This window comes from Devosia sp. UYZn731 (genome assembly GCF_040546795.1).
Taxonomy (GTDB): Bacteria; Pseudomonadota; Alphaproteobacteria; order Rhizobiales; family Devosiaceae; genus Devosia.
This window is the reverse complement of record NZ_JBEPOL010000001.1, coordinates 796,411-819,319: the sequence shown is the minus strand read 5'-3', so window position 1 is coordinate 819,319 and position 22,909 is coordinate 796,411. Positions and strand designations below refer to the sequence as shown.

The following is a 22,909-nucleotide window of genomic DNA, read 5'->3' as shown; positions in this document are numbered from 1 at the left end:
TTTCAGGCGTTTATTCGGCGATCTTCGCGTCGCGGAAATAGGGCACGTTGAGCGTCGAACGCCAGAAGCCGGTCACCTTGGGGCTCATCATCATGTAGTTGTTGCGATGATACTCGGGCAGGATGATGTGCTCGTTCATCACGATCGCCTCGGCGGCGCGCATGTCCTTGAGCGACTCGGCTTCATCGCCCGTGGCCTTGGCTGCGGCGACGTCGGCGTCATATTCGGCGTTGGACCAGCCGGCGAGATTGTTCGGGCTGCCGGTGACGAAATTGTCGAGGAAGGTCATCGGGTGCGGATAGTCGGCGCCCCAGCCCATCTGCGCAATCTGGTACTGCACCTTCTGCACTTCGGGGTAAAACACCTGCCACTCGCTGGCCTGGATTTTCACGTCGATGTTGAGGTTCTTCTTCCACATCTGCTGAATGGCTTCGAGCAGCTTCTCGATCGGCGGGGACGAATAGGTGACGAACACCGTGTCGGGGAACCCCTTGCCATCCGGATAGCCGGCCTCTGCGAGCAGTGCTTTGGCACCATCGACCTCGGCAGTGGGCGCCAGGCCAAAGGTATCGCGACCCTCGGTGAATTCCTGACCGTCCACGATCATGCCCGGCGGCACGACGCCCATGGCCGGGATATCGGCCGATTGCAGCACGAACTCGACGATTTCCTCGCGGTCGATCGCCATCGACAGCGCCTTGCGGACGCGCACATCATCAAGCGGCTTCTGCGCCGGGTTGAAGAACGCATAAGTGGTGCCGAGCGCCGGCACGACCATGAAGGCGTCGCTCTCGACCGACAGGCGGGGAATTTCCGGGGCAGGCACCGCCTCGATGCCATCGACATCGCCCGCTTCCATGGCGGCCAGAGCCGTTGCGGGATCGGGGATCAGCCGGAACGTGAGCTTGTCGAGGCTCACTGCCGCGGCGTCGTAATAGTTCGGGTTCTTCTCGAACACCACCGACTCGCCAGCATTGAACTGGGTGACACGAAATGGTCCGGTGCCGATAAAGGTCGCCGGATTGCGCGTCCATCCTTCTGGATCGGCCGTGACCACATCTTCGCGCACCGGGAAGAACGTCGTGTAAGTCAAAAGCTGCATCATGTAGGGGACGCGGGCTTTGAGCGTGAAGGTCAGCGTCTTGTCATCAGGGGCGGAGACCGAGATGTCGCCCTTGCCGGCGGCATTGTAATGCTCCTCAGCACCCACGATGGGGTAGAGCATGGCCGAATTCATCGCCCCGGTCGCTGGATCGAGCACGCGGGTCCAGGCGTAGACGAAATCGCCGGCAACCACCGGCTTGCCGTCGCTCCACTTGGCGTCGCGCAGGTGGAACGTATAGGTCAGCCCGTCCTCGGACACTTCCCATTTTTCGGCCAAAGCCGGGACAATCTCGCCCGCCTTGTCGAAGCGCACCAGACCTTCGAACGTGTTGCCGATGATCGGCGCCGCAAAGGTCTCGGCGGTGGTGCCTGGATCGTATTTGGCGCTCTCATTGTTGACCACATAGGTCAATTCGCCCGCGGCCATCGCCCAGGCGGTGCTGGCCAGCAAGGCGGCTGTCACCAATGGCAGTATCAGCTTGTGCATGCGTCTCTCCTGTTGTTGGCCGGTTCGATCCGGCCTGGTTGATGGCGGGCTGCGATCACGCAGCCTGTCCCGTTTGCATGGCCGTGTCACCGGCATAGTGGCAGGCGGCGAGGTGCCCCCCGCCGATATCGCGTAAAGGTGGCTCCTGCGCCGCGCAGAGTTCGGTCGCCAGCGGGCAGCGCGTGCGAAACCGGCATCCCGAGGGAATATCGATCGGGCTGGGGATTTCCCCGAGCATCGGCTCCGCCGCGCTGCGCACTGTCGGATCGGGCACCGGAATGGAGGCCAGTAGCGCCCGCGTATAGGGATGGCTGGGCCGCGCATAAAGATCGTGATTGCTCGCCAGTTCGACGATCTTGCCCAGATACATCACCCCGATGCGGTCCGAGATATGCCGCACCATCGACAGGTCATGGGTGATGAACAGGTAGGTGAGCCCCAGTTCGTCCTGCAAATCCTCCAGCATGTTGACCACCTGCGCCTGGATCGACACATCCAGCGCCGAAATCGGCTCGTCGCAGATCACCAGGTCCGGATTGAGGGCGATGGCGCGCGCAATGCCGATACGCTGGCGCTGGCCGCCGGAGAATTCATGAGCAAACCGCGTTGCATGATCGGGATTGAGCCCAACCCGCCGGAGCAGTTCGAACACCCGTTCGGTCCGGCTTTGCGGCGTGCCGATCCGCGCGATTTCCAGCGGCTCCGCAATCAGGTCACGCACCGTCATCCGCCCATTGAGCGACGCATACGGGTCCTGAAAAATCATCTGCATCCGGCTGCGAAACGGTGCTAGCGCCCGCTCACTCAGCGGCGCGATATCGGTCCCGTCAAACACCATTTCCCCAGCCGTTGGCCGATAAAGCCGGATCAGCGTCCGCGCCAAGGTCGACTTGCCGCAGCCGCTTTCACCGACGAGGCCCAAGGTTTCGCCGCGGCGGATATCCAGATCGACGCCGTCCACGGCACGCAGGACGGCGCGGTTGCGCCCGAGCAGGTTGCCGCCGAGGTGGAAATGCTTCTTGAGGTTGCGCAGGGCAACGAGGGGCGCGCCAATATTGCTCACAAACGCCTCCCCATATGCGATCCAATCCCCTGCCCCTTGAGGGGAGGGTTAGGGTGGGGGTGTCGGCCTGTCCAAGGAACCGGTGCTAGAGGCGAACACGACACCCCCACCCCAGCCCTCCCCTCAAGGGGGAGGGGGCAGACTGCGCCTGTTGCAACATCAGTTCTCACGCCGCCACCCCGCCAGCATTCACCCCAACCACGCGCGGCGCTTCGGGATGCTGCAACCAGCACCGTGCCCCGTCGAACAGCGGCGGCGTCACCGCGACGCACTGCCGCATCGCATGCGGACACCTTGGCGCGAACGGACACCCCTCCGGCGGATGCGCCATATCCGGCGGCGACCCCGGGATCGGCGTCAGCCGATGATGCGTGTCATCCCGCAAATCCGGCACTGCCGCGAGCAGCCCTTGCGTATAGGGGTGGCGCGGACGGGCGAACAGGTCGCGTACATTGCCCTGTTCCATCACCATGCCGCCATACATTACCACGATGCGGTCGGTGACTTCGGCGATCACTCCTAGATCATGCGTTATCAAAATCACCGCCATGCCCAGCCGGGTCTGCAATTCCTTCAGCAGCATCAGAATCTGCCGCTGGATCGTCACGTCCAGCGCCGTCGTCGGCTCGTCGGCGATCAGCAGTTTCGGATCGCAGCTCAGCGCCATGGCGATCATCACCCGCTGCCGCATGCCGCCGGAAAACTCATGCGGATACGACTTGAGCCGCTGCGCCGCAGAAGGAATGCGCACCAGCTCGAACAGCTCGATCGCCCGCTGCCGCGCCTGCGCCCGCGTCACCCTGCGGTGCCGCAGGACAGTCTCGATGACCTGCTCGCCCACCGTCAACGTCGGGTTCAGGCTCGTCATCGGGTCCTGGAAGATCACGGCGATGTCGTTGCCGCGCAGGTCGCGCATCGCGTCTTCATCAAGCTTGAACAGGTCGCGCCCGTCGAACAGTGCCTCGCCCCCCTTGATCCGCCCATTGGCCTTGAGCAGCCGCAAGATCGACATGCAGGTGATCGACTTGCCCGAGCCGCTTTCCCCCACAATGCCCAGCATTTCGCCAGCCGCCACATCGAAGCTGACCCCGCGCACCGCCTGCACCTCGCCGCGCTGCGAAAAGAAGCTGGTGCGCAAGTCTCTTACCGACAGGATCGGACCACTCATTTGCGCAGCCTCGGATCGAGCGCATCGCGCAGCCCATCACCCAGGAAATTGAACGCAAACATGGTCAGGCTGATTGCCGCCGCCGGAAAGAACAATTGATGCGGATAGGCCCGTAGCGTCTCCACGGCTTCGGAGGTTAGCGTCCCCCAACTCGCCAGCGGCGGCGTCACGCCCAGCCCGATAAAACTCATGAAGCTCTCGATGAAAATCGCGCTCGGGATCAGCATGGTCAGCGTGACGAGGATCGGCCCCACCGAGTTGGGCAACAGATGCTTGGTCAAAATCCGTCCGGTCCCCGCGCCCATGGTCCGCGCCGCCGCCACATAATCCTGGCTCTTGAGCATCAATATCTGCCCGCGAACCATCCGCGCCATATCCACCCAAAACACCGAGCCGATGGCCACAACAATGGAAATCAGCCCGCTATCGAGCACTACCATCAACAGGATCACATACAGCGTCAGCGGAATGGTCGAGATGATCTCGACGATACGCATCATCACCGCGTCGGTCTTGCCGCCGATATAGCCCGCAATGCCGCCATAGAAGATGCCGATGAAAAAGTTCACCAGCGTCGCCACGAACGCCACGGTCAGCGAAATCCGCGCCCCGATCATCTGCCGCACCAGTACGTCGCGCCCAAGCTGGTCGGTGCCGAACAGATAGGTCATGTTCCACTGCAGCCCTTGCGGAAGCAACACGCTTCCGTCGGCGTTCAGCAGCTTGGCCGGCAGGCTGGAATAGTCCAGCGTGATCGCCTGATCCCCGAATTTGAACGCCTGCTGCTTCTTGAGCATGTCCTTGCGCTCGCCGCGGATGATCCCCTCCACCTGGCCGCCTTCGGACACTTGGTAGAGGTTGAAATTGGACGCATTGAGGAAAAACCGGGTCGACGCGCCGCTGCTATCGGTAACCCGATACGGCTCGAACACCGGCGGCAAGTTCGCCAGCTTCAGGTTCTGGTCGGAATAGGAAAACGGGCTGAAGATCGGCCCGAAGATCGCGGCCAGGATCAACAGCACGATAAACCCGATGCTGACCACTGCCGGTTTATTCGCCCACAACCGCTTCCGCACATCCTGCCAATAGGTCAGGCTCGGCGTGGCGATTAGCTCGGTCTCCGACGCCGAGCGATCCAGCTTCTCCCACATGGCCGGGGCGATCGTGTCCTCGCTCATGCCGATTGCCTTGAGAGTTTGATGCGCGGATCGAGCCACAGATACAGCAGGTCCACGATCAGGATCATCACCATCAGTAGCGCCGCATAAAAAATGGTGATGCCCATGATCGCCGTATAATCGCGATTGGTGATCGACAGCACAAAATGCCGTCCGATGCCGGGCAGGGCGAAAATCTGCTCGATCACGAACGAGCCGGTGACGAGATTTGCTACCACCGGCCCCAACACCGTCACCACCGGGATCAGTGAATTGCGCAAGCCGTGCTTGAACAGCACCTGGCCGGGCCGCAGCCCCTTGGCGCGCGCCGTGGTCATGTAGTCCTGCTCGAAGGTTTCGAGCAGGCTCGACCGCGATAGCCGCGCGACGAAGGAAATCCAGAACCCCGCCAGCGCCAGCACCGGCAGTATATAGCCGCGCCAATCGTCCAGCCCGAAAGTCGGTACCCAGCCGAGCTTGAACGCGAACACGTAAAGCAGCACCGTGGCGATGACGTAAGACGGAATAGCGACACCCATCGTGGCCAGCAGCATGACGCCGGTGTCCGGCCATTTATTGCGGTTCAGCGCTGCCACAATCCCCATCGGCACGCCCAAGGCCACCACGCAGATCACCGCCAGCAGGCCCAACCGCAGCGTCACCGGCAGCCCATCTGCAATCATCTGGTTGACCGACACGCCGGGATATTTGAACGACGGCCCCAGATCAAACATCGCAATGCCGCGCAGGTAATGCAGATATTGCAGCCAGATCGGATCGCTCAGCCCGAACTTGGCATTGAGCGAGGCCTCGATTTCCGGCGCCAGCATGCGCTCGGACACGAACGGCCCGCCCGGCACGGCATGCATCAGGAAAAACGTTAGCGTGACGATGGCGAACAGGGTCAGCAGCATCAGCCCCAGCCGCTGGATGACATAAGTTGCCATCTAGTGCGCCTGCCCGACTGCCCATTGGGCAATCGCGTCGGGCAGCAATGGTCGGGCAGGGGATAGCGGGCTAATCATGCCGCCATACCAGCACCTTAGGGGCCGCGGTTCAATAGACCCGGCACAAAATTTTAGTGTGCCTAAAGCGTAAAATGCCTGCGCAGAATCAGAAACGTGACAACGGCTGGCACGATCAGCGCCTGTGCCGCCTCGGCCTTGTCCGCCGTATAGCGTCCTTCGGCGTCGAGCGCATTGATGGTCCCGAGGAGCTCATTGCCCGCCATTGCTGGCACGCTGATCGAGGCGTTGCAGCCCAGCGTGCGGATAAGGTCGAGATCGCCGAAGTTGCCTTCCATCCCAGCGGCGGTATTGATCACGTCGATCGCCCGTTCCGTCCGCATCCGCTCGAACCAGTCGTCGATCTCCAGCGGCTTGGTGCCGAGCAGGGGATAGACATCCTCATGGCTGGAATAGACCCGCCGCACGTGGCCCGCTTCCATATTGATCGCCGTGAGCGTGAACACCTTGACCCCGATCACCGCCTCGGCCAACCGATGCAGCGCCGCGCCAACCTCAATCGGATCAGTGTAGCGCGCCAGGGTTTGCTCAAAGGTACGCAGCACGGAAGCAGTGGTCATAAGCGATGTCTCGACGGTTCGATTCGACAGGCGATATACCTATGGCAACTGGCGCAATCGCTCAACCTGCCATGACGAAGGCGTCTGCGTCGAACGCCACCAGGCGGTCGCGACCCTGCGTCTTGGCGGCATAGAGGCGCCGGTCGGCTGCGGCAATCAGGTCGTCGGCCTCGCCGCCGGTTCCGGCAGCCAGGCCGATGCTGGCGGTGACCCTGAGGTCGGCGGCGATGTCGGACCAATCCGTATCGGCAATGGCCATTCGGATCGTGTCGCAAAACACTGAGGCGTTGGCGGTGACTGCGCCAGGAAATATCAGCGCGAATTCCTCGCCACCCAGACGGACCGCGTGACCATGCACGCCGATCTGCTCCACCATGATTCGCGCCACCCGACGCAGCACGGTATCGCCGACCTGATGCGAGAAGCGGTCATTGACCGACTTGAAATGGTCCAGGTCCAGCATGCCCACCGCATAGGGAGTGCCATCCAGCCGGCTCAGGATTTGATCGAAACACCGCCGATTGGCGATGCCGGTCAGCGGGTCGAGCATGACCTGCATGCTCAGTTCCTGGGCCCGCGCCCGCAAGTGTTCGCTCTCGAGCTGGATTTCGGCAATCTTGGCGCGGCGCCGCGTGGTTTCCCCCGATTGCCGCACGTAGAGGGCATGAAAGCGCCGGTGCAGCCCCAGCGCCGTCTCGAATTGCCCCAATGCCTCGTGCACGTCGCAAAGTCGCTGGACGGCGTTGAGCTGATGGTCGACCTGGTTGCCCATTTCGGCCTGGGCCAGCGCTTCGGCACAGGTATTTCGCGCGTCTTCCAGCCTGCCGACCCGCAATTGCACGTCGCCCAGCGTATAAAGATAGTGGATGCGCAAGCCAGCGCCCGGATCGCCCGGCAACGCCGCCCAAGCATCGAGATACGCCATGGCCTGGTCCAGATTGCCGCTCCGGGCCTGGTATTCGGCCCCGTTGGCCAGCGCAGTGCGTAATGTCCAGGCATCGCCACACAGCCGGGCGGCAGCGATGGCGGCGTCATTGGTTTCAATCGCCAGGTCCAGCCAATGACGGCCCTCTGACGCTCGCTCGCTCATCTCGGCATCGTCGACGAGTTGAATCTGGCAAAAACCCAGATTGAGCAGATGAAAGGCGCGGTCGGTTTCCTCATTGGCACCCTGCGTCAGCGCCACGGCGCGCTCCAGCAGCTTGGCGCCAAGTTCCGGCTGTCGGCACAAGGCGAGGATCACGCCCTTGACGTTATAGGCAAACGCCGTGGCGGTATCCTCGCCAGCCGCTTCGGCACTGGTGACAGCCAGTTCGGCGGCCGCGAAGGCCTCGTCGCTCAAGCCCAAATCCAGCAGCAGAAAGGCCTCGATCGCATGGGTCCGCGCTTGCTCGTCGCCATCGTCGCCGCGCTGATCCAGCCGCCTGGAACCGATCAGGCAATCCAGCCCGGTTTCGGGATCGCCAAGCCTCATGCAACACCAGGCGAGTTGCACCAGCGCGCGTGACATCAGCGCCTTGTCACGGCGGTTTTCGGCTTGCGCAAAAACTTGTTTGGTGGCGGCCAGCGCCTCCACGCACTGCCCTTTGGCCAGCAAATGCCGGGCCAGGACGAGTCCATCGTGATGCGGGGCGGAGGCGATGGGCAAGGGCGATACTCTGGTCAGTGTGAGGACAAGTCTAGATCGATTCTATCGACTAGTTCCTAATGCATGGCTGGTTTCTGATCACGCCTGAGTGGCCTTGGAGCAGCACCCACAAGCAATTTTGTAGGGGCAGCGCGCGGCGCGGTTTGCAGTTGGCCGCCATGCCTGATAGGCACGCGCACCCATCAGAACCAGGAGCCGAGCCCCGTGTCCCCCACCAAGGTTATTTTCGATACCGATCCCGGCATCGATGACGCAATGGCGCTGCTGTTCCTCAAATCCTCGCCGGCGCTGGACCTGCTGGGGATCACCACCGTGCTCGGCAATGCCTCGATCGAGACCACCACCCGCAACGCCCTGTTCCTGCGACAGCACTTCGACATAACCGCGCCCGTCGCCCGCGGCGCAGCGGCCCCGCTCAACGGCGTTATCGCCGACGTGCCCGAAATGGTGCATGGCGCCAACGGCCTCGGCGATATCCCGCTGCCCGAAGTCGACAATTCGGGCCTGCACGCGCTGGACGCCGCCCATTTCCTCATCGAAACGGTGCGCGCCAATCCGGGCGAAGTGACCATCATCGCCGTCGGCCGCATGACCAACCTGGCGCTGGCGCTGCGGCTCGATCCCGATTTCGCCCCACTGGTCAAATCCGTCGTCATCATGGGCGGCGCTTTCGGCTTCAAGGGCCATAGCGGCAATGTCACCCCCGTTGCCGAAGCCAACATCCACGGCGATCCACTCGCCGCCGACGAAGTCTTCGCCGCCAACTGGAAGGTCGTCGTCATCGGCCTCGACGTCACCCAGGAAGCCCTGATGACCAATGCCTATCTGGCTCAATTGCGCGATGGCGCCGGCGCCAATGGCCAGTTGATCTGGGACATGACCCGGCTCTACGCCAAGTTCTACAACGACGTGACTGGCGTCGATGGCGTCTTCGGTCATGACTCGCTGGCCGTCGCGTACGTCATCGCGCCCGAGCTGTTCACCACCCGCTCCGGCCCGATCCGTGTGGTCACCGAAGGGCTTGCCGAGGGCCAGACCATCCAGCAGCCCGATATCCGCAAGTTCCCGCCCAGCCCGTGGAGCGGCCTGCCATCGCATGATGTCTGCATCGACTGCGACACGCCCGCCATTCTCGATCTCTACATGAAGGCCATTGTGGACGCGGCTTAGAGCCCGCTATCGCTCAATACCGCGGACAACCACGCAACCGCCTCCCTCCCCCTTGAGGGGAGGGATTGAGGGTGGGGGTGTCGGCGGCTCAGCAATCTGATGGCGATGAGTGTGCTCGACCCTCGACACCCTCACCCTAACCCTCCCCTCAAGGGGAAGGGACAGATCGCGCCTGATCCTAATCCCGCCCCCTAAACCGGCGCTGATAATCCGGATCGTATAACGCACTCTCGCGAAAATCCTCGGACGAGAGACCCGGGCCGACAAAGATGATCGCCGTCCGCTCGATCGGGTCCGCGGCAACCTTTGCCTCGATGTCCCCCAGCGTCCCCCGCACCACGCGCTCGTCCGGCCACGATGCCCGGGCGACTATCGCCACCGGGCAGTCGGCCCCATAAAGCGGCGTCAATTCCGCCACTACCCGATCCAGCGCATGGATCGCCAGATGGATCGCCAGCGTCGCCCCGGTCGCCCCAAACCTCGCCAGTGTTTCATCTGCCGGCATCGGCGAAGCCCGCCCGGAAACCCGCGTCAGCACCAGGCTTTGTGCCACGCCCGGAATGGTCAGCTCCCGCCCCAGTGCCGCCGCTGCCGCCGCAAAAGCCGGCACACCCGGTGTCAGCGTATAGCCAATCCCCAGCCGCTCAAGCCGCCTGATCTGCTCGGCCACCGCGCTCCACACCGACAGATCGCCCGAATGCAACCGCGCCACATCCTGCCCAGCCGCCTCTGCCGCCGCATATTCCGCCTCGATATCATCCAGCGACAGCGGCGCCGTATCCACGATTCGCGCGTCGGACGGACAATAGGCCAGCAATTCTTTGGGCACGATCGAGCCGGCATAGAGACACACCGGACACCGCGCCAGCAGGTCCCGCCCGCGCACGGTAATCAGATCCGCCGCGCCGGGCCCAGCGCCGATGAAATGCACCGTCATGGCTTGATCCAGCTCCACTGCGTAATCGGCATCGCCGGCCGCCACCCCGTCATGCCGCCAATCGGCGCCGCGCGGTCGATGGCGATGCGCGTCAGTTGCCCACCGAGTTCGGCATGCCGGGCTAGCAGCAGCGCCTCCATTTGTGTGGTCACCGCATTGGCCACCAGCCGCCCGCCACAGGGCAGGGCCGCAATAGCCGCCTCAACCACCCCCGGCTCCGTGCCGCCGCCGCCAACAAAAATGGCCGCCGGCTGCGGCAGGTCGGCAAGCGCCTCCGGAGCCGCGCCATGAACCACAAGCAAATCCGGCACGCCGAACATCACCGCATTGCGCCCGATCCTGGCCACCCGCTCGCCATCGGCCTCGATAGCGACGGCGCGCAAACTCGGATCGGCCAGCATCCACTCAATACCGATCGAACCCGAACCCGCGCCGATATCCCACAACAATTCGCCCCGTCGCGGTGCCAGCGCCGACAAGGTCAGCGCCCGCACCTCACGCTTGGTGATCTGCCCGTCGTGCTCGAACAGCGCATCGTCCCGCCCGATTGTAAGCGGCAAAATTCGCGCGCCCGATGCAGCGGCAACCTCGATTGCGCAGATATTCAGCGGGTTGATGTGGAGCAGGCCAAACCGCGCGGCCGTTGCCATCCGCACTGTCTCCTCCGGCCCGCCCAGCGCCTCCAGCACGGTGACCGTCGAACCGCCAAACCCGGCCCCATCAAGCAATTGCGCCAGCATTGCCGGCCCCGCTTCATCCGACGTCAGCGCCAGTATCCGCGCGCCAGGGTGTAGATGCGGCCGGATCAGGTCGAGCGCGCGCCCATGCAGCGACAGGCAAATGACATCCTGCAACGGCCAACCCATGCGCCCGGCTGCAAGGCTGAATGAGGATGGATGCGGAAACACCTCCATTTCGCCTGCCTCGACATGGCGCGACAGCGTCGCCCCAACGCCGTAGTGAAACGGATCGCCCGAAGCCAGCACGCAGACCCTACGCCCGCGTTCCGCCAGCACCGCCTCGATCGAGCGGATGAATGGGCTGTCCCACGACCGCCTCTCCCCGGTGATGATGGCGCCCGCCAATTCCAGATGCCGTGCCCCGCCAAAAACGATATCGGCGTCGGCAATGCGCTTACAGGCAGCTTCGCCGAGCCCCGCAATCCCGTCCTCGCCAATCCCCACAATGGCCAGCCATCTCACGGTGTCGCTCCGCTCGAACGCGGTGAATACACCAGCGGTTGCCGCCCCGGCCGCTCGATGAGGCGGGTCTCGGGCGAGCCGATGATGACGCATGTCGCCATGTCGGCGCGCGCCGCGTCGGCATCTGCCAGCGTGGTCACCGCAATCGCTTCGTCCGGCCGCCCCGCCGCCCGCCCAAAAATAACCGGCGTGGTCCAGGGCAGCACTTCGCGCAGAATGGCGAAGGCCGAGCCGAGCTGCCACGGCCGCGCACGGCTGATTGGATTATAAAGCGCGATCACGAGCCCGGCCGTCGCCACCGCGCGTAGCCGCTGCTCGATCACCGCCCACGGCTTGAGGTTATCGGACAGCGAAATCGCGCAGAAATCATGCCCCAGCGGCGCCCCCGCTCTCGCCGCCACTGCCAGCATTGCGGTCACGCCAGGCACCACTTCAAGGTCGATTTCACGCCAGGATTCCACATCCTCCTCGATGGCCTCACACACCGCCGCCGCCATGGCGAAAACCCCCGGATCTCCCCCCGAAACCACACAAACATGCGCTCCGCCCGCCGCCGCATGCAGCGCTGCCTTGGCGCGGCTCAGCTCCTCGCGATTATCCGAAGCAACGCGTTTCTGGTCGGGCCGCAGCGCCAGCCGGTCGAGATAGGGCCCGTAGCCGAAAAACACTTCGGCGGCCGCGACGGCCGCGCTGGCCTGCGGCGTGATCTGCTCCGGGTTGCCCGGCCCGAGCCCAACGATAACCAACTTCCCATTCATGGCCGCGCCGCCCAACCGGGCAACAGGATCAGCGCAAAATAGGGCGCCTCATCATCCGGCTTGTCAGCGAGCCGCATCGAATGCCCATTCGCCATCGTGCCGCGCTCGACGTAAATCGCGCTATCCAGCTTGCCGGCCTCCGCGATGGCACGGCGTATCTTCGGCAAGTTCCGCCCCACCTTCATGATTACCGCCCCGCCGGTATCGCCCAGCCGCCGCGTCAGTTCGGCCTCGCCCAACGTGCCCGGCAGCACGCTCAAAATATCGTCGCCCTGCACCAGCGGCATCCCCGCCTGCGACCAGCATCCCGACATGGCGGTGATGCCCGGAATAACCTCCGTCTCGAACCGCCTCGCCAGCCGCACATGCAGATGCATATAGGAGCCATAAAACAGCGGATCGCCCTCGCTCAACACCGCCACCGTGCGCCCGGCGCTCAGATGCCCCGCCACCCGCTCCGCCGCCTCGGCGTAAAATCCATCGATGGCCGCGCCATAATCGGCATGATTCCGCGCAACCTCCGTCGTCACCGGATAATGCAGGGGCTCCTCGATCTGCCCCTTAAGCAGGTCGGCAACGATGGCCCGCGCATTGCTGGCATTGCCGCGTTTGGCGAAATACGCCACCACATCGGCGTGCTCGATGGCCCGCACCGCCTTGAGCGTCAGCAATTCCGGATCGCCCGGCCCGGTGCCGACCCCGATCAACTTTCCGCTCATAGTCCCGGCCTCGCCAGTGCATTGAGCGCCGCCGCGGTGATGGCGCTGCCCCCCAACCTCCCGCGCACGATGGCGAACGGCACGCCATAGGAATTATCCGCCAGCGCATCCTTGGACTCGGCCGCGCCCACAAACCCCACCGGCATTCCCAAAATCGCCGCTGGCTTGGGCGCGCCATCGCGCAGCAGCTCCAGCAGATGAAACAGCGCCGTCGGTGCATTGCCGATGGCCACCACCGAACCCTCCATGCGCTCAACCCACAGCCGCAACGCGGCGGCCGAGCGGGTATTGCCGATCTCCGCCGCCATACCCGGCGTACGCGGATCGCGCAGCGTGCAGATGACTTCGTTATTCGCCGGCAAACGTGCTGCGGTCACGCCCCGCGCCACCATTTCGGCGTCGCACAGGATGGGTGCGCCACCCTGCATTGCTGCCCGCGCCGCCGCCACAAATCCGGCTCCGAACACGAACTGCCGCGCCGCCTCCACCAATCCGGCGGCGTGCACCATGCGCACGGCGATATCGGTCTCCTCCGACGAAAAGCCCGAAAAATCGGCCTCCGCCCGGATGATTGCGAACGACGCCCGATAGATCGCGTCACCATCCTTGATGTAGTCGTAGTCTGTCATTGCCGTCCTTGCCGAACCGTCGCGGCGATCGAGGCCGCGCCGAGCCGCTTGAAGCACGAAGCGACGGATTCTCCCAGCTTTCGTTCGTCGCGCCACAGCGTTGCCAGCCGCTCCATGGCAAGCGGCACGGCGTCGCTCGCCATGCGCAACGCCGGCGCGCCTTTGGCGTTGCCATCCACGACCAGATCTACCCCGTCCTCACTGCCCACCAGCGTCAGCAGCGACGGACCCGGATGCGCACAGCCCTTGCCACACCCCGACACATGCAGCGCAAACGAGCCGTCAAAGAAATGCGGCTCGGCCCGCGCCAGCGTTTCCGCCACGCGCCGCGCCGCGATCGTGCCTGACGCACAGCCCTCGCTGCCAATGCAGGCGCTCACCGTACGGCGCGGATCGGCCGAGGCAGTGATGAACCCCAGCGCCCCGGCCGCCTGCGCAAAGCGCGCCGCATCCGCCTCCGCCGCGCAGATCGCTATCACCCGATGCTGCGGCGCCAGATGAAACTCCGCTATGCCGACCGCCTCCGCTGCATTCGCCAATGCCGTCAACGCCGCCGCATTTGCCGCGCCAAATGCCAGGCCCACAGCCGCGCCAACGCGCCCATCGACCAGCTCGATCCGATCCTGCATCGGCCGGGCAAGGGGATGTTGCGGCGCCTCGGCAACGAGGATCGGCGCGAGGGCCTGTTGCATGGCCCTCCCATCCAGATCGCGTCCTCGCCCACGCGGCCCGAGCCTGGCGATCAAACTGAGTGCCGCCCAAACCGCACCGGCAGCATCTTCAGCCCGAAGCAGCCCGATTCCGCTCCCGCCCACCTCAAGCGCCCACATCGGCGCATCCGCAGAACCTACCGCCGTCAGCCGAACATCAGCCGACAGCGCTTCGCGCCCGACGCGACCGCCACCATCAACCACCACTGTCACTTTCGGCCCCAGCGCCGCTTCCAGCGCGCCATTGGCAACCGCAAGCCGGATCGCCTCCGCCAGCAGCCGTGGATCGGCAATTTCATGCCCATCAAGCCCCGCCAGCGGCGATGTCTCGATCACCAACCCGCTTTCAATCGCGACGACCGCCTCGATACCCCGCGCGAACTCCGCTACGACTTCGGCCGTCACCCCCCGGACCTGCATATTGCCGCGTGCGGTCACTTCAATCTGCCCATTGCCGAAGCGTTCGGCCAAAGCCGCTACGGCCCGCAACTGGCCCGGCGACATCACCCCGCCCACCGGCCGCAACCGCGCCAATAACCCATCCCCAGTCTGCATCGGCTCGCGCAAGGTCGGGCAAAAGCCGCGACGCTGGTCGTGGGCAGGGATCGACGCCGATGCTGCAAGGTTAAGCTGAGTCAAAGGGGGAGGTCCGGCAGATTGGGGTTCAATCTTTATACGATCCTACGGTCGCCACAAAGTCGCGCGTTACTCCCGCTCCCGCAGCAGATACGTATCCATAATCCAGCCATGCCGCTCACGCGCCAACCGCCGCGTCTCGACAATGCGCTCCGCGACATCGCGCAGCCGGCCGCTGATCAGCAGCTCATCGGCCGTTCCCAAATACGCACCCCAGAAGATATCCAAATCGGTATCGACGCCAGCAAACGCCGTCTGCCCATCGAGCATCACTAGCGTATCTCCGTGCCGGTCGCCCTGCGCCAGCCGCCTCCCGGTGGTGATATGCACCGGCTCGCCAATCCGGTTCAGCGCAATCCCATGCGCGGCCGTCAGCGCCTGGATGCTGCTGATGCCCGGAATAATTTCGAGACCATAGGCATCCGGCGCATCGGCCTGCAGCCGATCGAAAATCCGGATCGTGCTGTCATAAAGCCCCGGATCGCCCCACACCAGAAACGCCGCAATCCCGCCATCGCCAACGTGCTGATCCAGCAACTGCCCGAACTGCCGTGCCAGCTCCCCATGCCAATCCGCCACCCGTTCGGCGTAATCGGGCGTACCCGCATCGCGCACGGGGGGCGCAAATTCCACCGATCGGCTCGCCGGATTGGTGACATACCGCCCCACGATATCGCGGCGCAACTGCGCCAGCTCGCTCTTGCTCTCGCCCTTGTCGGGGATCAGCAACACGTCGGCACGGTTAAGTGCATTGATGGCCTGGATGGTGACATGCTCCGGATTGCCGGTGCCGACGCCCACGAGCAGAATGGTCTTCACAGCTTGCTTTCGGGCTCTTCGTCGGCGGTGGCGGCGAGGAAATCGCCCAGCCGGTCCAGCCGCTTGACCCAATTGGTGCGGCGCTCGTTGATCCACTGCTCGGCCTGGCTCAACGCCTCCGCCTCGATGCGCACCGTGCGCACCCGCCCGACCTTTTCCGAACTGACCAGCCCGCTGGCCTCCAGCATCTGCAAATGCTGCACCACCGCCGGCAAGCTCATCGCGAACGGCCTGGCCAATTCGCTGACCGACACGGGACCCTGGCTGAGACGCTCCACCATGCCCCGTCGCGTCGGATCGGCCAGAGCCTGGAACATGAGGTCGAGATTCGGATGCGACTGTTGGTTAAGCATAGTCTTAACTAACAATTCTGTCCCATTATGTCAATGCGAATGCGCGTGAACCTGCGGCACCGCCTGGGGCAGGGGGCAGGTGCCAACCGAACCGCGCCAGTCGATTTCCACCGTGGCATGCCCGATGGCGTAGCGCTCCGCCAGCACCGCCTTGACCCGCTCGGTCGTCGCCGCCGCGTCGGCGCCGTCGGCGAGCGACAGTTCCAGCGTGGCCGCCGGCTTGCCCGAGGTGATCGACCAGATATGCATGTGCGAAATCGCCTTGACGCCCTCGACCGAGGACAGCGCGCCGCGCACCTCATCGACCACGACATTGCCCGGCACACCCTCCATCAGGATATTGAGCGAACTCTTCAGCAACGCCCAGCCGCTGCGCAGGATCAGCGCCGACAGCAGCACCGACAGGATCGGATCGATCGGCGTCCAGCCGGTCAACCAGATCACGATCGCCGCGCCGATGGCTGCCACCGAGCCCAGCAAGTCGCCCACCACATGCAGCATGGCGCCCTTGATATTGATGTGCTCCTTGTCGCCGCGCGTCAGGATAAAAAACACCAATCCGTTGACGACGAGCCCCGCAACCGCGACCGCCAGCATGGGGCCGGCCAGGATATGACCCTCGCCCGACAGCAGCCGCATCGCCGCCTCGTAGACAATCCACACCGTCAATCCAAGCAGCGCCAGCGCGTTGACAAACCCCGCCACCACTTCGAACCGCAGATAGCCAAACGTCCGCTTGCCATCCGAGGCGCGACGCCCGAGCCGAAACCCGGTCCAGGCCAGCGCCAGCGCCGCGGCATCGGTCAGCATGTGCCCGGCATCGGCAATCAGCGCCAGCGAGCCCGACATGGCACCGCCGATGATTTCCACCACCATGAACCCCGCCGTCAGCACCAGCCCGGCCAGCACCACCTTTTCGTTGGTGTTGCTGACGGCAGGCGCGTGGCTATGCCCCTCATGGCCATGATCATGGCCAGCGTGATCATCCCCCCCATGGTCGTGCCCAGAATGGTCATGGTCGTGGGTGCTGTGGTCGTGAGCGGTCATGGTCGATCCGTTTTGCTTCGTGACATATGAATACACGTTCATATGATTTGTTCAACCCACGCACTGTTCTGCGGCGAAAAACTCTGGCGCTCCGGCGGGCTTGACCTTCCCACGGGTCAACACCGCACAACCGCCGCACCATCCTAAAAGGAGAACGCCCATGAAACCCCTGCTGCTCGCATCCGCTCTCATCCTGGCCCTCGTTCTGCCCGCCGCGGCGCAGGAGATGAAGATGGATCATGGCGCCATGGCCACCGATAGTGCCGCGACCACGGCCTACAAGGCCGCCAACATGGATATGCATTCCGCTATGGAGATCGACTATTCGGGCGACGCCGATATCGATTTCGTCCGCGGCATGATTCCCCATCATCAGGGCGCTATCGCCATGGCCAAGATCGTGCTGGAGCACGGCGCCGACCCCGAGATCAAGAAACTGGCGCAGGAGATCATCACTGCCCAGGAAAGCGAAATCGCCTGGATGCAGGACTGGCTGACGAAACATCCAGCGAAATAAGAAGCCGCCTTCCCAAGGACCAAGCTCTCCCACTCACACGCCCCCGGCGTCATTCCCGCGAACGCGGGAACCCATTCTCTCCCGATCAGCCGAGAATGGGTTCCGCCTGCGCGGGAATGACGCCGTGGGGTATGGAAAGCGAAGTCCAGCTACCGCTCATACCCCGGCCGGCTAACGGAGTTCCGCACAATCAACTCGGCGCGAAGCAGCACTTCCGGTTCCTTCGGTGGCTTGCCTTCCAGCAGCGCCAGCAGCAAGTCCATCGCCTTCTCGCCAATTTTCAGTCGCGGCTGCTTCATCGTCGTCAGCGCGGGCGTCACAAAGCTGGCGAAGGAAATATCGTCGAAGCCCATGATCGAAAAATCACGCGGCAGGTCATACTTGCGCGTGTTGAGCGAAATGATCACCCCAAGCGCCGTCGCGTCGTTGACGCAGAGGAACGCGCTCGGCAGCACGTCGCGCACGAACATATGCTCGGCCGCCGCACGCCCGCTTTCCGTCGTGCCGTCCCCATCCAGGATCATGCGTGGATCGACCTCGATCCTGGCTGCCTGCAGCGCCGCGCGATACCCCTTTTCGCGCAACATGTTGACCGCCTTGCTGGTCGAGTGCCCGATAAAGGCGATGCGGCGGTGCCCCTGTGAAATCAGATGCTCGGTGGCCACCCGCGAGCCCTCGAAATTGTCCACCCCAACGAACGGCACGTCCGCATTGGCCACCGGCTCGTTGACCGCCACCATCGCCGGCAGCCGCGCTTCGCCACCCTCCTGGCCGAAGCCATAGGGCAAGTGGCCGGTGAACAGGATCAACCCGTCGGCCTGGTTGGAACTGATGAAGCGCAGATAGTCGGTCTCGCGGGTCGGATCGTTTTGCGTATTGCCGATCAGCACCCCATACCCGCGCTTGCTGGCCTCGGTTTCCAGCCCGACCAAAATATTGGAAAAGTTTGGGTCGCCCACGTCGGGCGCCAGAATCAGGATCATTTTGCTGCGCCGCATCCGCAGCGAGCGCGCCATGGCATTGGTGGTGTAGCCGGTCTTGGCGACCGCCTCCGTCACCTTGCGGCGCGTGGCGTCGGCCACCTTGGTCGGCTCGTTGATAGCCCGGCTGACCGTGGCGATCGACACGCCGGCCAGCGCCGCGACATCCTCGATGGTGGCCAGTTTCTGGTGCTGCACGCTGCGCTCCACCCCGCGCGGTCTCGTGTCGGGTTGGGGCACCCATCGCGGCGCGAGCCTCTTAGCAGGCCCTTTAAACCGCGCGACATCAATTGTGCGAGGCTTATACAGATTTGCCTCTATGTAAACCTTTACATGATTCATGAAAACCTTTACATCGATGATCACGGGACGAATGAGCAGGCGCCAAGCCAGCCGCGTCAGGGGAGGGGTTCAGGTCAATGGCGAGCAGTGTCGGCGAAAGCGCGCCCATCATTTTGGCCGCCAGCCGCGTCAGCAAATCCTTCGGCGAAATCCCGGTGCTGTTCAGCATCGACTTCGATATTCGCCCCGGTGAAGTGCATGCCGTCATCGGCGAAAATGGCGCCGGCAAGTCGACGCTGATCAAGATCCTGTCCGGCCTCGAACAGCCCACTTCTGGCTCTATCATCTATGACGGTGAGACCGTGGTACTGCCGCCCAATGGCGCCGCCGAAGCCATGGGCATCGTCCTCATCCACCAGGAAATGAACCTGGCCGAACACCTGACGGTGGCGGACTCGATCTTTCTCGGCCGCGAACTCAAGAAATTCGGCTTCCTCGACGTCCGCGAGATGCGCAAGCGCGCCGCTGCGGTCATGGAAACGCTGCACGTCCATGTCGATCCAGACGCGCGCATCAATACGCTCTCGGTCGCCGACAAGCAGATGGTGGAGATCGCCAAGGCCATCAGTCGCGACGCTCGCGTGCTGATCATGGACGAGCCGACAGCCGTGCTGTCCGTCGGTGAAACCCAGACGCTGTTCGAGCAGATCCGCCGCCTCACAGCGCGCGGCGTCGCGGTGATCTTCATCTCCCACAAGCTTAACGAAATCATGGAACTGGCCCAGCGCGTCACCGTGCTGCGCGACGGCCAGTTGATCGCCACCGTGGGCACCGAGGCGCTGACGCCAGACTCCATCGCCCAGATGATGGTTGGCCGCGAATTGTCCAACCTTTATCCGCCCAAGCACGAGCCCGATGTCGACGCGCCCGCCGTCCTCACCGTGCGCAATCTCAGCGCCGCTGGCGTCAGCGATGTCTCCTTCGACCTGCGCCGTGGCGAAATCCTTGGCTTTGCCGGGCTGATCGGCTCCGGTCGCACAGCTGTGGCCGAAGCGATTGTCGGCCTGACCCACCGCACCGGCGGCGATATCACGCTTGACGGCAAGCCGGTCGATTTCACCCGGGTGGTCCAGTCGGTCGATGCCGGCCTCGCTTACATGACCAAGGACCGCAAGGGTAAGGGCCTGCTGCTCAATATGGGCCTGCGCCCCAACCTGACCCTGCTGACGGTCAAGAAACACCTCCGCGCCGGCTTCCTCGATAGCGCCAGCGAAACGCGCGCGCTCGAACGCGCCGTCCGCCGCTTCGACATCCGCGCCCGCGACGCCTCCGTCGCCGTCGGCCGCCTCTCGGGCGGCAATCAGCAAAAGCTGATGCTGGGCAAGACCATGGAGAGCGAGCCCGACATCATCATCATGGATGAGCCGACGCGCGGCATCGATGTGGGCACCAAGCAGCAGATTTATCACATCATCGCGGCGCTCGCCGCCGAGGGTAAGTCAATCATCCTCATCTCCTCGGAGCTGCAGGAAGTGATCGGCCTCAGTCATCGCGTGGTGGTCATGCGCGGAGGGCGCCTGGCTGGCGTGCTCGAAGGCGCCGAGATCACCGAGTCCGAAATCATGCGGTACGCCGCGGGCATCAAGCAGAGTGGAAACGATGAGCGCATCAGCGCCTGATACAGCGGCAAAGCCCCGGCGTGGCTTCCGCATTGATTTGAAAACAGCCGGCCCGCTGCTGGCGCTGGCTCTGCTGGTGCTGCTCGGCATCACGCTTAACGAGAATTTCCTGAGCTACAGCAACCTCACCAACGTGCTGGCGCGCTCGTCCTTCATCGGCATCATCGCCATCGGCGCCACCTTCGTCATCACCGCCGGTGGGCTCGACCTGTCCGTCGGCTCGATGGCCGCGGTCATTGCCGGCGTCATGATCATGGTGATGAACTGGCTGATCCCCACCATGGGTATCGGCTGGGGCGTGGTCCTCGCCGGCATGTTGGCGGGAATCCTGCTCGGCGGCGTCGCGGGCGTCTTCAACGGCTTGATGATTACCCGTGGCCGCATCGAAGCCTTCATCGTCACGCTGGGCACCATGGGCATTTTCCGCTCGCTGGTCACCTTCCTCGCCAATGGCGGCACGCTGTCGCTCAATTTCAACGTCGCCGACGTCTACCGGCCGGTCTATTACGATGGCGTTCTGGGCGTGCCGTGGCCGATCATCGTCTTCGCCGTGGTGGCGATTGCCGGCGAAATCGTCATGCGCCGCACCGCCTTCGGCCGCTACTGCGCCGCCATCGGCTCCAGCGAGCAGGTCGCCCGCTATTCCTCGATCAACGTCGATAACGTGCGCCTGCTGACCTACATCCTGCAGGGCGTGCTCGTCGGCGTCGCCGTGCTGCTCTATGTGCCGCGCCTTGGCTCGGCCTCCAGCACCACCGGCGTGCTCTGGGAACTCGAAGCCATTGCCGGCGTGATCATCGGCGGCACCACCCTCAAGGGCGGCTATGGCCGCATCTGGGGTACCGTGGTTGGCGTCGTCATCCTCGGCCTCATCGGCAACATTCTCAACCTGCAAAGCCTGATCAGCCCCTACCTCAATGGGGCGTTCCAGGGCGTCATCATCATTCTCGCCGTGCTGCTGCAGCGCGAACGCCGCACCAGTTAAGCGACCACAATTTTACATCGCCCAAAACGGGCACTTACGGGAGGACTGCAATGAAACTGGCAAAAACTCTATTGGCGGCGGCGGTTGTCGTCGGCAGCCTCGGCGGCATCGCCGTGGCACAGGACAAGGTCGTTATCGGCGTTTCCGTACCGGCTGCCGATCACGGCTGGACCGGCGGCGTCAACTATTTTGCCCAGCAGGCTATCGATCGCCTCAAGGTGACCTATCCGAACGCCGAATTCGTCTTCGCTTCGGCCCCTGATGCGCCCAAGCAGATCGCCGATATCGAAGACATGGTCGCCACCCGCGGCATCGATGCGCTCGTTATCCTGCCCGGCGATCCGGACGCGATGACCTCGGCCATCAAGCAGGTCAAGGACGCCGGCAAGTTCGTCACCGTCGTTGATCGCCAGCTCTCGATCAATGGCGTGGAAAACCTCTACGTCGCCGGTGACAATCCGGGCCTCGGCGCCAATGCGGCTGCCTACTTCAAGGAAGCTCTGCCGGATGGCGGCAATATCGTCATCCTGCGCGGCCTGCCGATCCCGATCGACCAGCAGCGCTTCGACGGCTTCATGGCCGGCATCAAAGACACCAATCTGAAGGTGCTGGACGACGAATTCGCCAACTGGAACCGCGATGACGGCTTCAAGGTGATGCAGGACTTCCTGACCCGCTTCCCCGATATCAAGGGTGTGTGGACCCAGGACGACGACATCTCCCTGGGCGCTATCGAAGCCATCAAGCAGGCTGGCCGTGACAAGGACATGTTCGTCGTGGGCGGCGCCGGCATGCAGCAGATCATCCAGGCCGTCGCCGCTGGCGACAAGCTGACCCCCGTCGACGTCAGCTACAGCCCGGCCATGATCGCCACCGCCATCGAGCTGACCACTGCGCACCTCGTCAGCGGCGTTCAGGTTTCGGGCCGTTACGTGCTCGACTCGACCCTGATCACCAAGGACAACGCAGCCGGTTTCCTCGACGCCTCCAGCCCATTCTGATCGGGCAGGATCAGAGTACGGAAAGGGCGCCTTGGGGCGCCCTTTCTTTTTGTGCAGATACCTCAGAGATCCCTACACCGCCTCCGGCGTATACCCCGCTTCGCGAATAGCCTCGGCGCCCTTCGCCGCATCCCCCACGAACTCCGCCCGATGCGTCGCCAGATCTACCGAAACCTCTGCCCCTGGAAATGCCTCCTCCAGCGCCCGCTTCACCGTCCCGACGCAGTGACCACACGTCATGTCGTTCACTGCAAAAACCGTCTTCCCGCTCAT

General features: G+C 63.7%; 23 protein-coding genes and 1 pseudogene. 6 read left to right on the top strand and 18 right to left on the bottom strand.

What is annotated here, in order from left to right:
- Positions 1-10 precede the first annotated feature (10 nt).
- The 7 genes from ABIB57_RS03810 to ABIB57_RS03780 form a co-directional block, all read right to left on the bottom strand.
- Positions 11-1,591, bottom strand: a complete 1,581-nt coding sequence (locus ABIB57_RS03810) for a peptide ABC transporter substrate-binding protein (RefSeq protein ID WP_354038549.1) — start codon at positions 1,589-1,591, stop codon at positions 11-13.
- A 55-nt stretch (positions 1,592-1,646) separates the two neighbouring features.
- The gene (locus tag ABIB57_RS03805) at positions 1,647-2,645 is read right to left on the bottom strand and encodes an ABC transporter ATP-binding protein (RefSeq protein WP_354038759.1); all 999 of its coding nucleotides are present in this window, start codon (positions 2,643-2,645) and stop codon (positions 1,647-1,649) included.
- 175 nt (positions 2,646-2,820) lie between these two features.
- Entirely contained in the window at positions 2,821-3,822 is a 1,002-nt protein-coding gene (locus ABIB57_RS03800; protein ID WP_354038547.1) for an ABC transporter ATP-binding protein, read from the bottom strand.
- A complete protein-coding gene (locus ABIB57_RS03795; protein ID WP_354038545.1) occupies positions 3,819-5,000 on the bottom strand; it encodes an ABC transporter permease in 1,182 nt (393 codons plus the stop codon). The genes ABIB57_RS03800 and ABIB57_RS03795 overlap by 4 nt, the downstream gene beginning before the upstream one ends.
- Positions 4,997-5,926: an ABC transporter permease gene (locus tag ABIB57_RS03790; RefSeq protein WP_354038544.1), complete on the bottom strand. Its 930-nt coding sequence runs from the start codon at positions 5,924-5,926 to the stop codon at positions 4,997-4,999. The genes ABIB57_RS03795 and ABIB57_RS03790 overlap by 4 nt, the downstream gene beginning before the upstream one ends.
- 140 nt (positions 5,927-6,066) lie before the next feature.
- On the bottom strand, positions 6,067-6,564 hold the full coding sequence (locus ABIB57_RS03785; RefSeq protein ID WP_354038542.1) for a GAF domain-containing protein: 498 nt from the start codon (positions 6,562-6,564) through the stop codon (positions 6,067-6,069).
- 61 nt (positions 6,565-6,625) lie between these two features.
- Complete coding sequence (locus ABIB57_RS03780) at positions 6,626-8,212, bottom strand: tetratricopeptide repeat-containing diguanylate cyclase (protein WP_354038540.1); 1,587 nt, start codon at positions 8,210-8,212, stop codon at positions 6,626-6,628.
- 204 nt (positions 8,213-8,416) lie between these two features.
- Between ABIB57_RS03780 and ABIB57_RS03775 the strand changes: the two genes are divergently transcribed.
- A complete protein-coding gene (locus ABIB57_RS03775; RefSeq protein ID WP_354038539.1) occupies positions 8,417-9,382 on the top strand; it encodes a nucleoside hydrolase in 966 nt (321 codons plus the stop codon).
- Between the two features lie 178 nt (positions 9,383-9,560).
- Here the strand turns inward: ABIB57_RS03775 and cobM are convergent, their stop codons facing one another.
- The 9 genes from cobM to ABIB57_RS03730 all read right to left on the bottom strand — a co-directional run bounded on the left by cobM (position 9,561) and on the right by ABIB57_RS03730 (position 17,192).
- Positions 9,561-10,319, bottom strand: coding sequence for a precorrin-4 C(11)-methyltransferase (gene cobM / locus ABIB57_RS03770; protein ID WP_354038537.1), 759 nt, complete (start codon positions 10,317-10,319; stop codon positions 9,561-9,563).
- Positions 10,316-11,521 (bottom strand): precorrin-6y C5,15-methyltransferase (decarboxylating) subunit CbiE, encoded by a 1,206-nt coding sequence (gene cbiE, locus ABIB57_RS03765; protein ID WP_354038535.1) that lies wholly within the window; start codon positions 11,519-11,521, stop codon positions 10,316-10,318. The genes cobM and cbiE overlap by 4 nt, the downstream gene beginning before the upstream one ends.
- The gene (locus tag ABIB57_RS03760; RefSeq protein ID WP_354038533.1) at positions 11,518-12,279 is read right to left on the bottom strand and encodes a precorrin-3B C(17)-methyltransferase; all 762 of its coding nucleotides are present in this window, start codon (positions 12,277-12,279) and stop codon (positions 11,518-11,520) included. Before ABIB57_RS03760 ends, cbiE begins: the two co-directional genes overlap by 4 nt.
- Positions 12,276-12,998, bottom strand: coding sequence for a precorrin-2 C(20)-methyltransferase (locus tag ABIB57_RS03755; protein ID WP_354038531.1), 723 nt, complete (start codon positions 12,996-12,998; stop codon positions 12,276-12,278). The genes ABIB57_RS03760 and ABIB57_RS03755 overlap by 4 nt, the downstream gene beginning before the upstream one ends.
- Entirely contained in the window at positions 12,995-13,627 is a 633-nt protein-coding gene (locus ABIB57_RS03750) for a precorrin-8X methylmutase (RefSeq protein ID WP_354038530.1), read from the bottom strand. Before ABIB57_RS03750 ends, ABIB57_RS03755 begins: the two co-directional genes overlap by 4 nt.
- Entirely contained in the window at positions 13,624-14,976 is a 1,353-nt protein-coding gene (cobG, locus tag ABIB57_RS03745) for a precorrin-3B synthase (RefSeq protein ID WP_354038528.1), read from the bottom strand. Before cobG ends, ABIB57_RS03750 begins: the two co-directional genes overlap by 4 nt.
- A 66-nt stretch (positions 14,977-15,042) precedes the next feature.
- Positions 15,043-15,792 (bottom strand): precorrin-6A synthase (deacetylating), encoded by a 750-nt coding sequence (gene cobF, locus ABIB57_RS03740; protein WP_354038527.1) that lies wholly within the window; start codon positions 15,790-15,792, stop codon positions 15,043-15,045.
- On the bottom strand, positions 15,789-16,145 hold the full coding sequence (locus ABIB57_RS03735) for an ArsR/SmtB family transcription factor (protein ID WP_354038525.1): 357 nt from the start codon (positions 16,143-16,145) through the stop codon (positions 15,789-15,791). Before ABIB57_RS03735 ends, cobF begins: the two co-directional genes overlap by 4 nt.
- A gap of 30 nt (positions 16,146-16,175) precedes the next feature.
- Positions 16,176-17,192 (bottom strand): cation diffusion facilitator family transporter, encoded by a 1,017-nt coding sequence (locus ABIB57_RS03730; protein WP_354038524.1) that lies wholly within the window; start codon positions 17,190-17,192, stop codon positions 16,176-16,178.
- 160 nt (positions 17,193-17,352) lie between these two features.
- Here ABIB57_RS03730 and copM point away from each other — a divergent pair, with 160 nt between their 5' ends.
- Positions 17,353-17,709: a CopM family metallochaperone gene (gene copM / locus ABIB57_RS03725; protein WP_354038522.1), complete on the top strand. Its 357-nt coding sequence runs from the start codon at positions 17,353-17,355 to the stop codon at positions 17,707-17,709.
- Positions 17,710-17,858: 149 nt separating this feature from the next.
- On the opposite strand, the gene ABIB57_RS03720 is transcribed toward copM, so the two are convergent.
- Positions 17,859-18,887 carry a LacI family DNA-binding transcriptional regulator gene (locus ABIB57_RS03720; protein WP_354038520.1) on the bottom strand — a complete coding sequence of 343 codons (1,029 nt, stop codon included), beginning with the start codon at positions 18,885-18,887 and terminating at the stop codon, positions 17,859-17,861.
- 221 nt (positions 18,888-19,108) lie between these two features.
- On the opposite strand from ABIB57_RS03720, the pseudogene ABIB57_RS26815 reads away from it, so the two are divergent.
- From ABIB57_RS26815 to ABIB57_RS03705, 4 genes and pseudogenes are all read left to right on the top strand, one after another.
- Positions 19,109-19,627: pseudogene (locus ABIB57_RS26815) on the top strand (ATP-binding cassette domain-containing protein); the annotation flags it as partial.
- Positions 19,622-20,650 (top strand): sugar ABC transporter ATP-binding protein, encoded by a 1,029-nt coding sequence (locus ABIB57_RS03715; protein ID WP_502914343.1) that lies wholly within the window; start codon positions 19,622-19,624, stop codon positions 20,648-20,650. The pseudogene ABIB57_RS26815 and the gene ABIB57_RS03715, both read left to right, overlap by 6 nt.
- On the top strand, positions 20,631-21,635 hold the full coding sequence (locus ABIB57_RS03710) for an ABC transporter permease (RefSeq protein WP_354038517.1): 1,005 nt from the start codon (positions 20,631-20,633) through the stop codon (positions 21,633-21,635). Before ABIB57_RS03715 ends, ABIB57_RS03710 begins: the two co-directional genes overlap by 20 nt.
- A 50-nt stretch (positions 21,636-21,685) precedes the next feature.
- Positions 21,686-22,636, top strand: coding sequence for a substrate-binding domain-containing protein (locus ABIB57_RS03705; RefSeq protein WP_354038515.1), 951 nt, complete (start codon positions 21,686-21,688; stop codon positions 22,634-22,636).
- A 72-nt stretch (positions 22,637-22,708) separates the two neighbouring features.
- Here ABIB57_RS03705 and ABIB57_RS03700 read toward each other — a convergent pair whose 3' ends face one another.
- The gene (locus tag ABIB57_RS03700) at positions 22,709-22,909 is read right to left on the bottom strand and encodes a heavy-metal-associated domain-containing protein (RefSeq protein WP_354038513.1); all 201 of its coding nucleotides are present in this window, start codon (positions 22,907-22,909) and stop codon (positions 22,709-22,711) included.

Bases quoted from the DNA above. Each gene is read 5' to 3' on its own strand.
- ABIB57_RS03810 (WP_354038549.1), bottom strand. From the start codon at position 1,591: ATGCACAAGCTGATACTGCCATTGGTGACAGCCGCCTTGCTGGCCAGC.
- ABIB57_RS03800 (WP_354038547.1), bottom strand. From the start codon at position 3,822: ATGAGTGGTCCGATCCTGTCGGTAAGAGACTTGCGCACCAGCTTCTTT.
- ABIB57_RS03795 (WP_354038545.1), bottom strand. From the start codon at position 5,000: ATGAGCGAGGACACGATCGCCCCGGCCATGTGGGAGAAGCTGGATCGC.
- ABIB57_RS03790 (WP_354038544.1), bottom strand. From the start codon at position 5,926: ATGGCAACTTATGTCATCCAGCGGCTGGGGCTGATGCTGCTGACCCTG.
- ABIB57_RS03785 (WP_354038542.1), bottom strand. From the start codon at position 6,564: ATGACCACTGCTTCCGTGCTGCGTACCTTTGAGCAAACCCTGGCGCGC.
- cobM (WP_354038537.1), bottom strand. From the start codon at position 10,319: ATGACGGTGCATTTCATCGGCGCTGGGCCCGGCGCGGCGGATCTGATT.
- ABIB57_RS03760 (WP_354038533.1), bottom strand. From the start codon at position 12,279: ATGAATGGGAAGTTGGTTATCGTTGGGCTCGGGCCGGGCAACCCGGAG.
- ABIB57_RS03755 (WP_354038531.1), bottom strand. From the start codon at position 12,998: ATGAGCGGAAAGTTGATCGGGGTCGGCACCGGGCCGGGCGATCCGGAA.
- ABIB57_RS03750 (WP_354038530.1), bottom strand. From the start codon at position 13,627: ATGACAGACTACGACTACATCAAGGATGGTGACGCGATCTATCGGGCG.
- ABIB57_RS03735 (WP_354038525.1), bottom strand. From the start codon at position 16,145: ATGCTTAACCAACAGTCGCATCCGAATCTCGACCTCATGTTCCAGGCT.
- ABIB57_RS03730 (WP_354038524.1), bottom strand. From the start codon at position 17,192: ATGACCGCTCACGACCACAGCACCCACGACCATGACCATTCTGGGCAC.
- copM (WP_354038522.1), top strand. From the start codon at position 17,353: ATGAAACCCCTGCTGCTCGCATCCGCTCTCATCCTGGCCCTCGTTCTG.
- ABIB57_RS03715 (WP_502914343.1), top strand. From the start codon at position 19,622: ATGGACGAGCCGACAGCCGTGCTGTCCGTCGGTGAAACCCAGACGCTG.
- ABIB57_RS03710 (WP_354038517.1), top strand. From the start codon at position 20,631: ATGAGCGCATCAGCGCCTGATACAGCGGCAAAGCCCCGGCGTGGCTTC.
- ABIB57_RS03705 (WP_354038515.1), top strand. From the start codon at position 21,686: ATGAAACTGGCAAAAACTCTATTGGCGGCGGCGGTTGTCGTCGGCAGC.
- ABIB57_RS03700 (WP_354038513.1), bottom strand. From the start codon at position 22,909: ATGAGCGGGAAGACGGTTTTTGCAGTGAACGACATGACGTGTGGTCAC.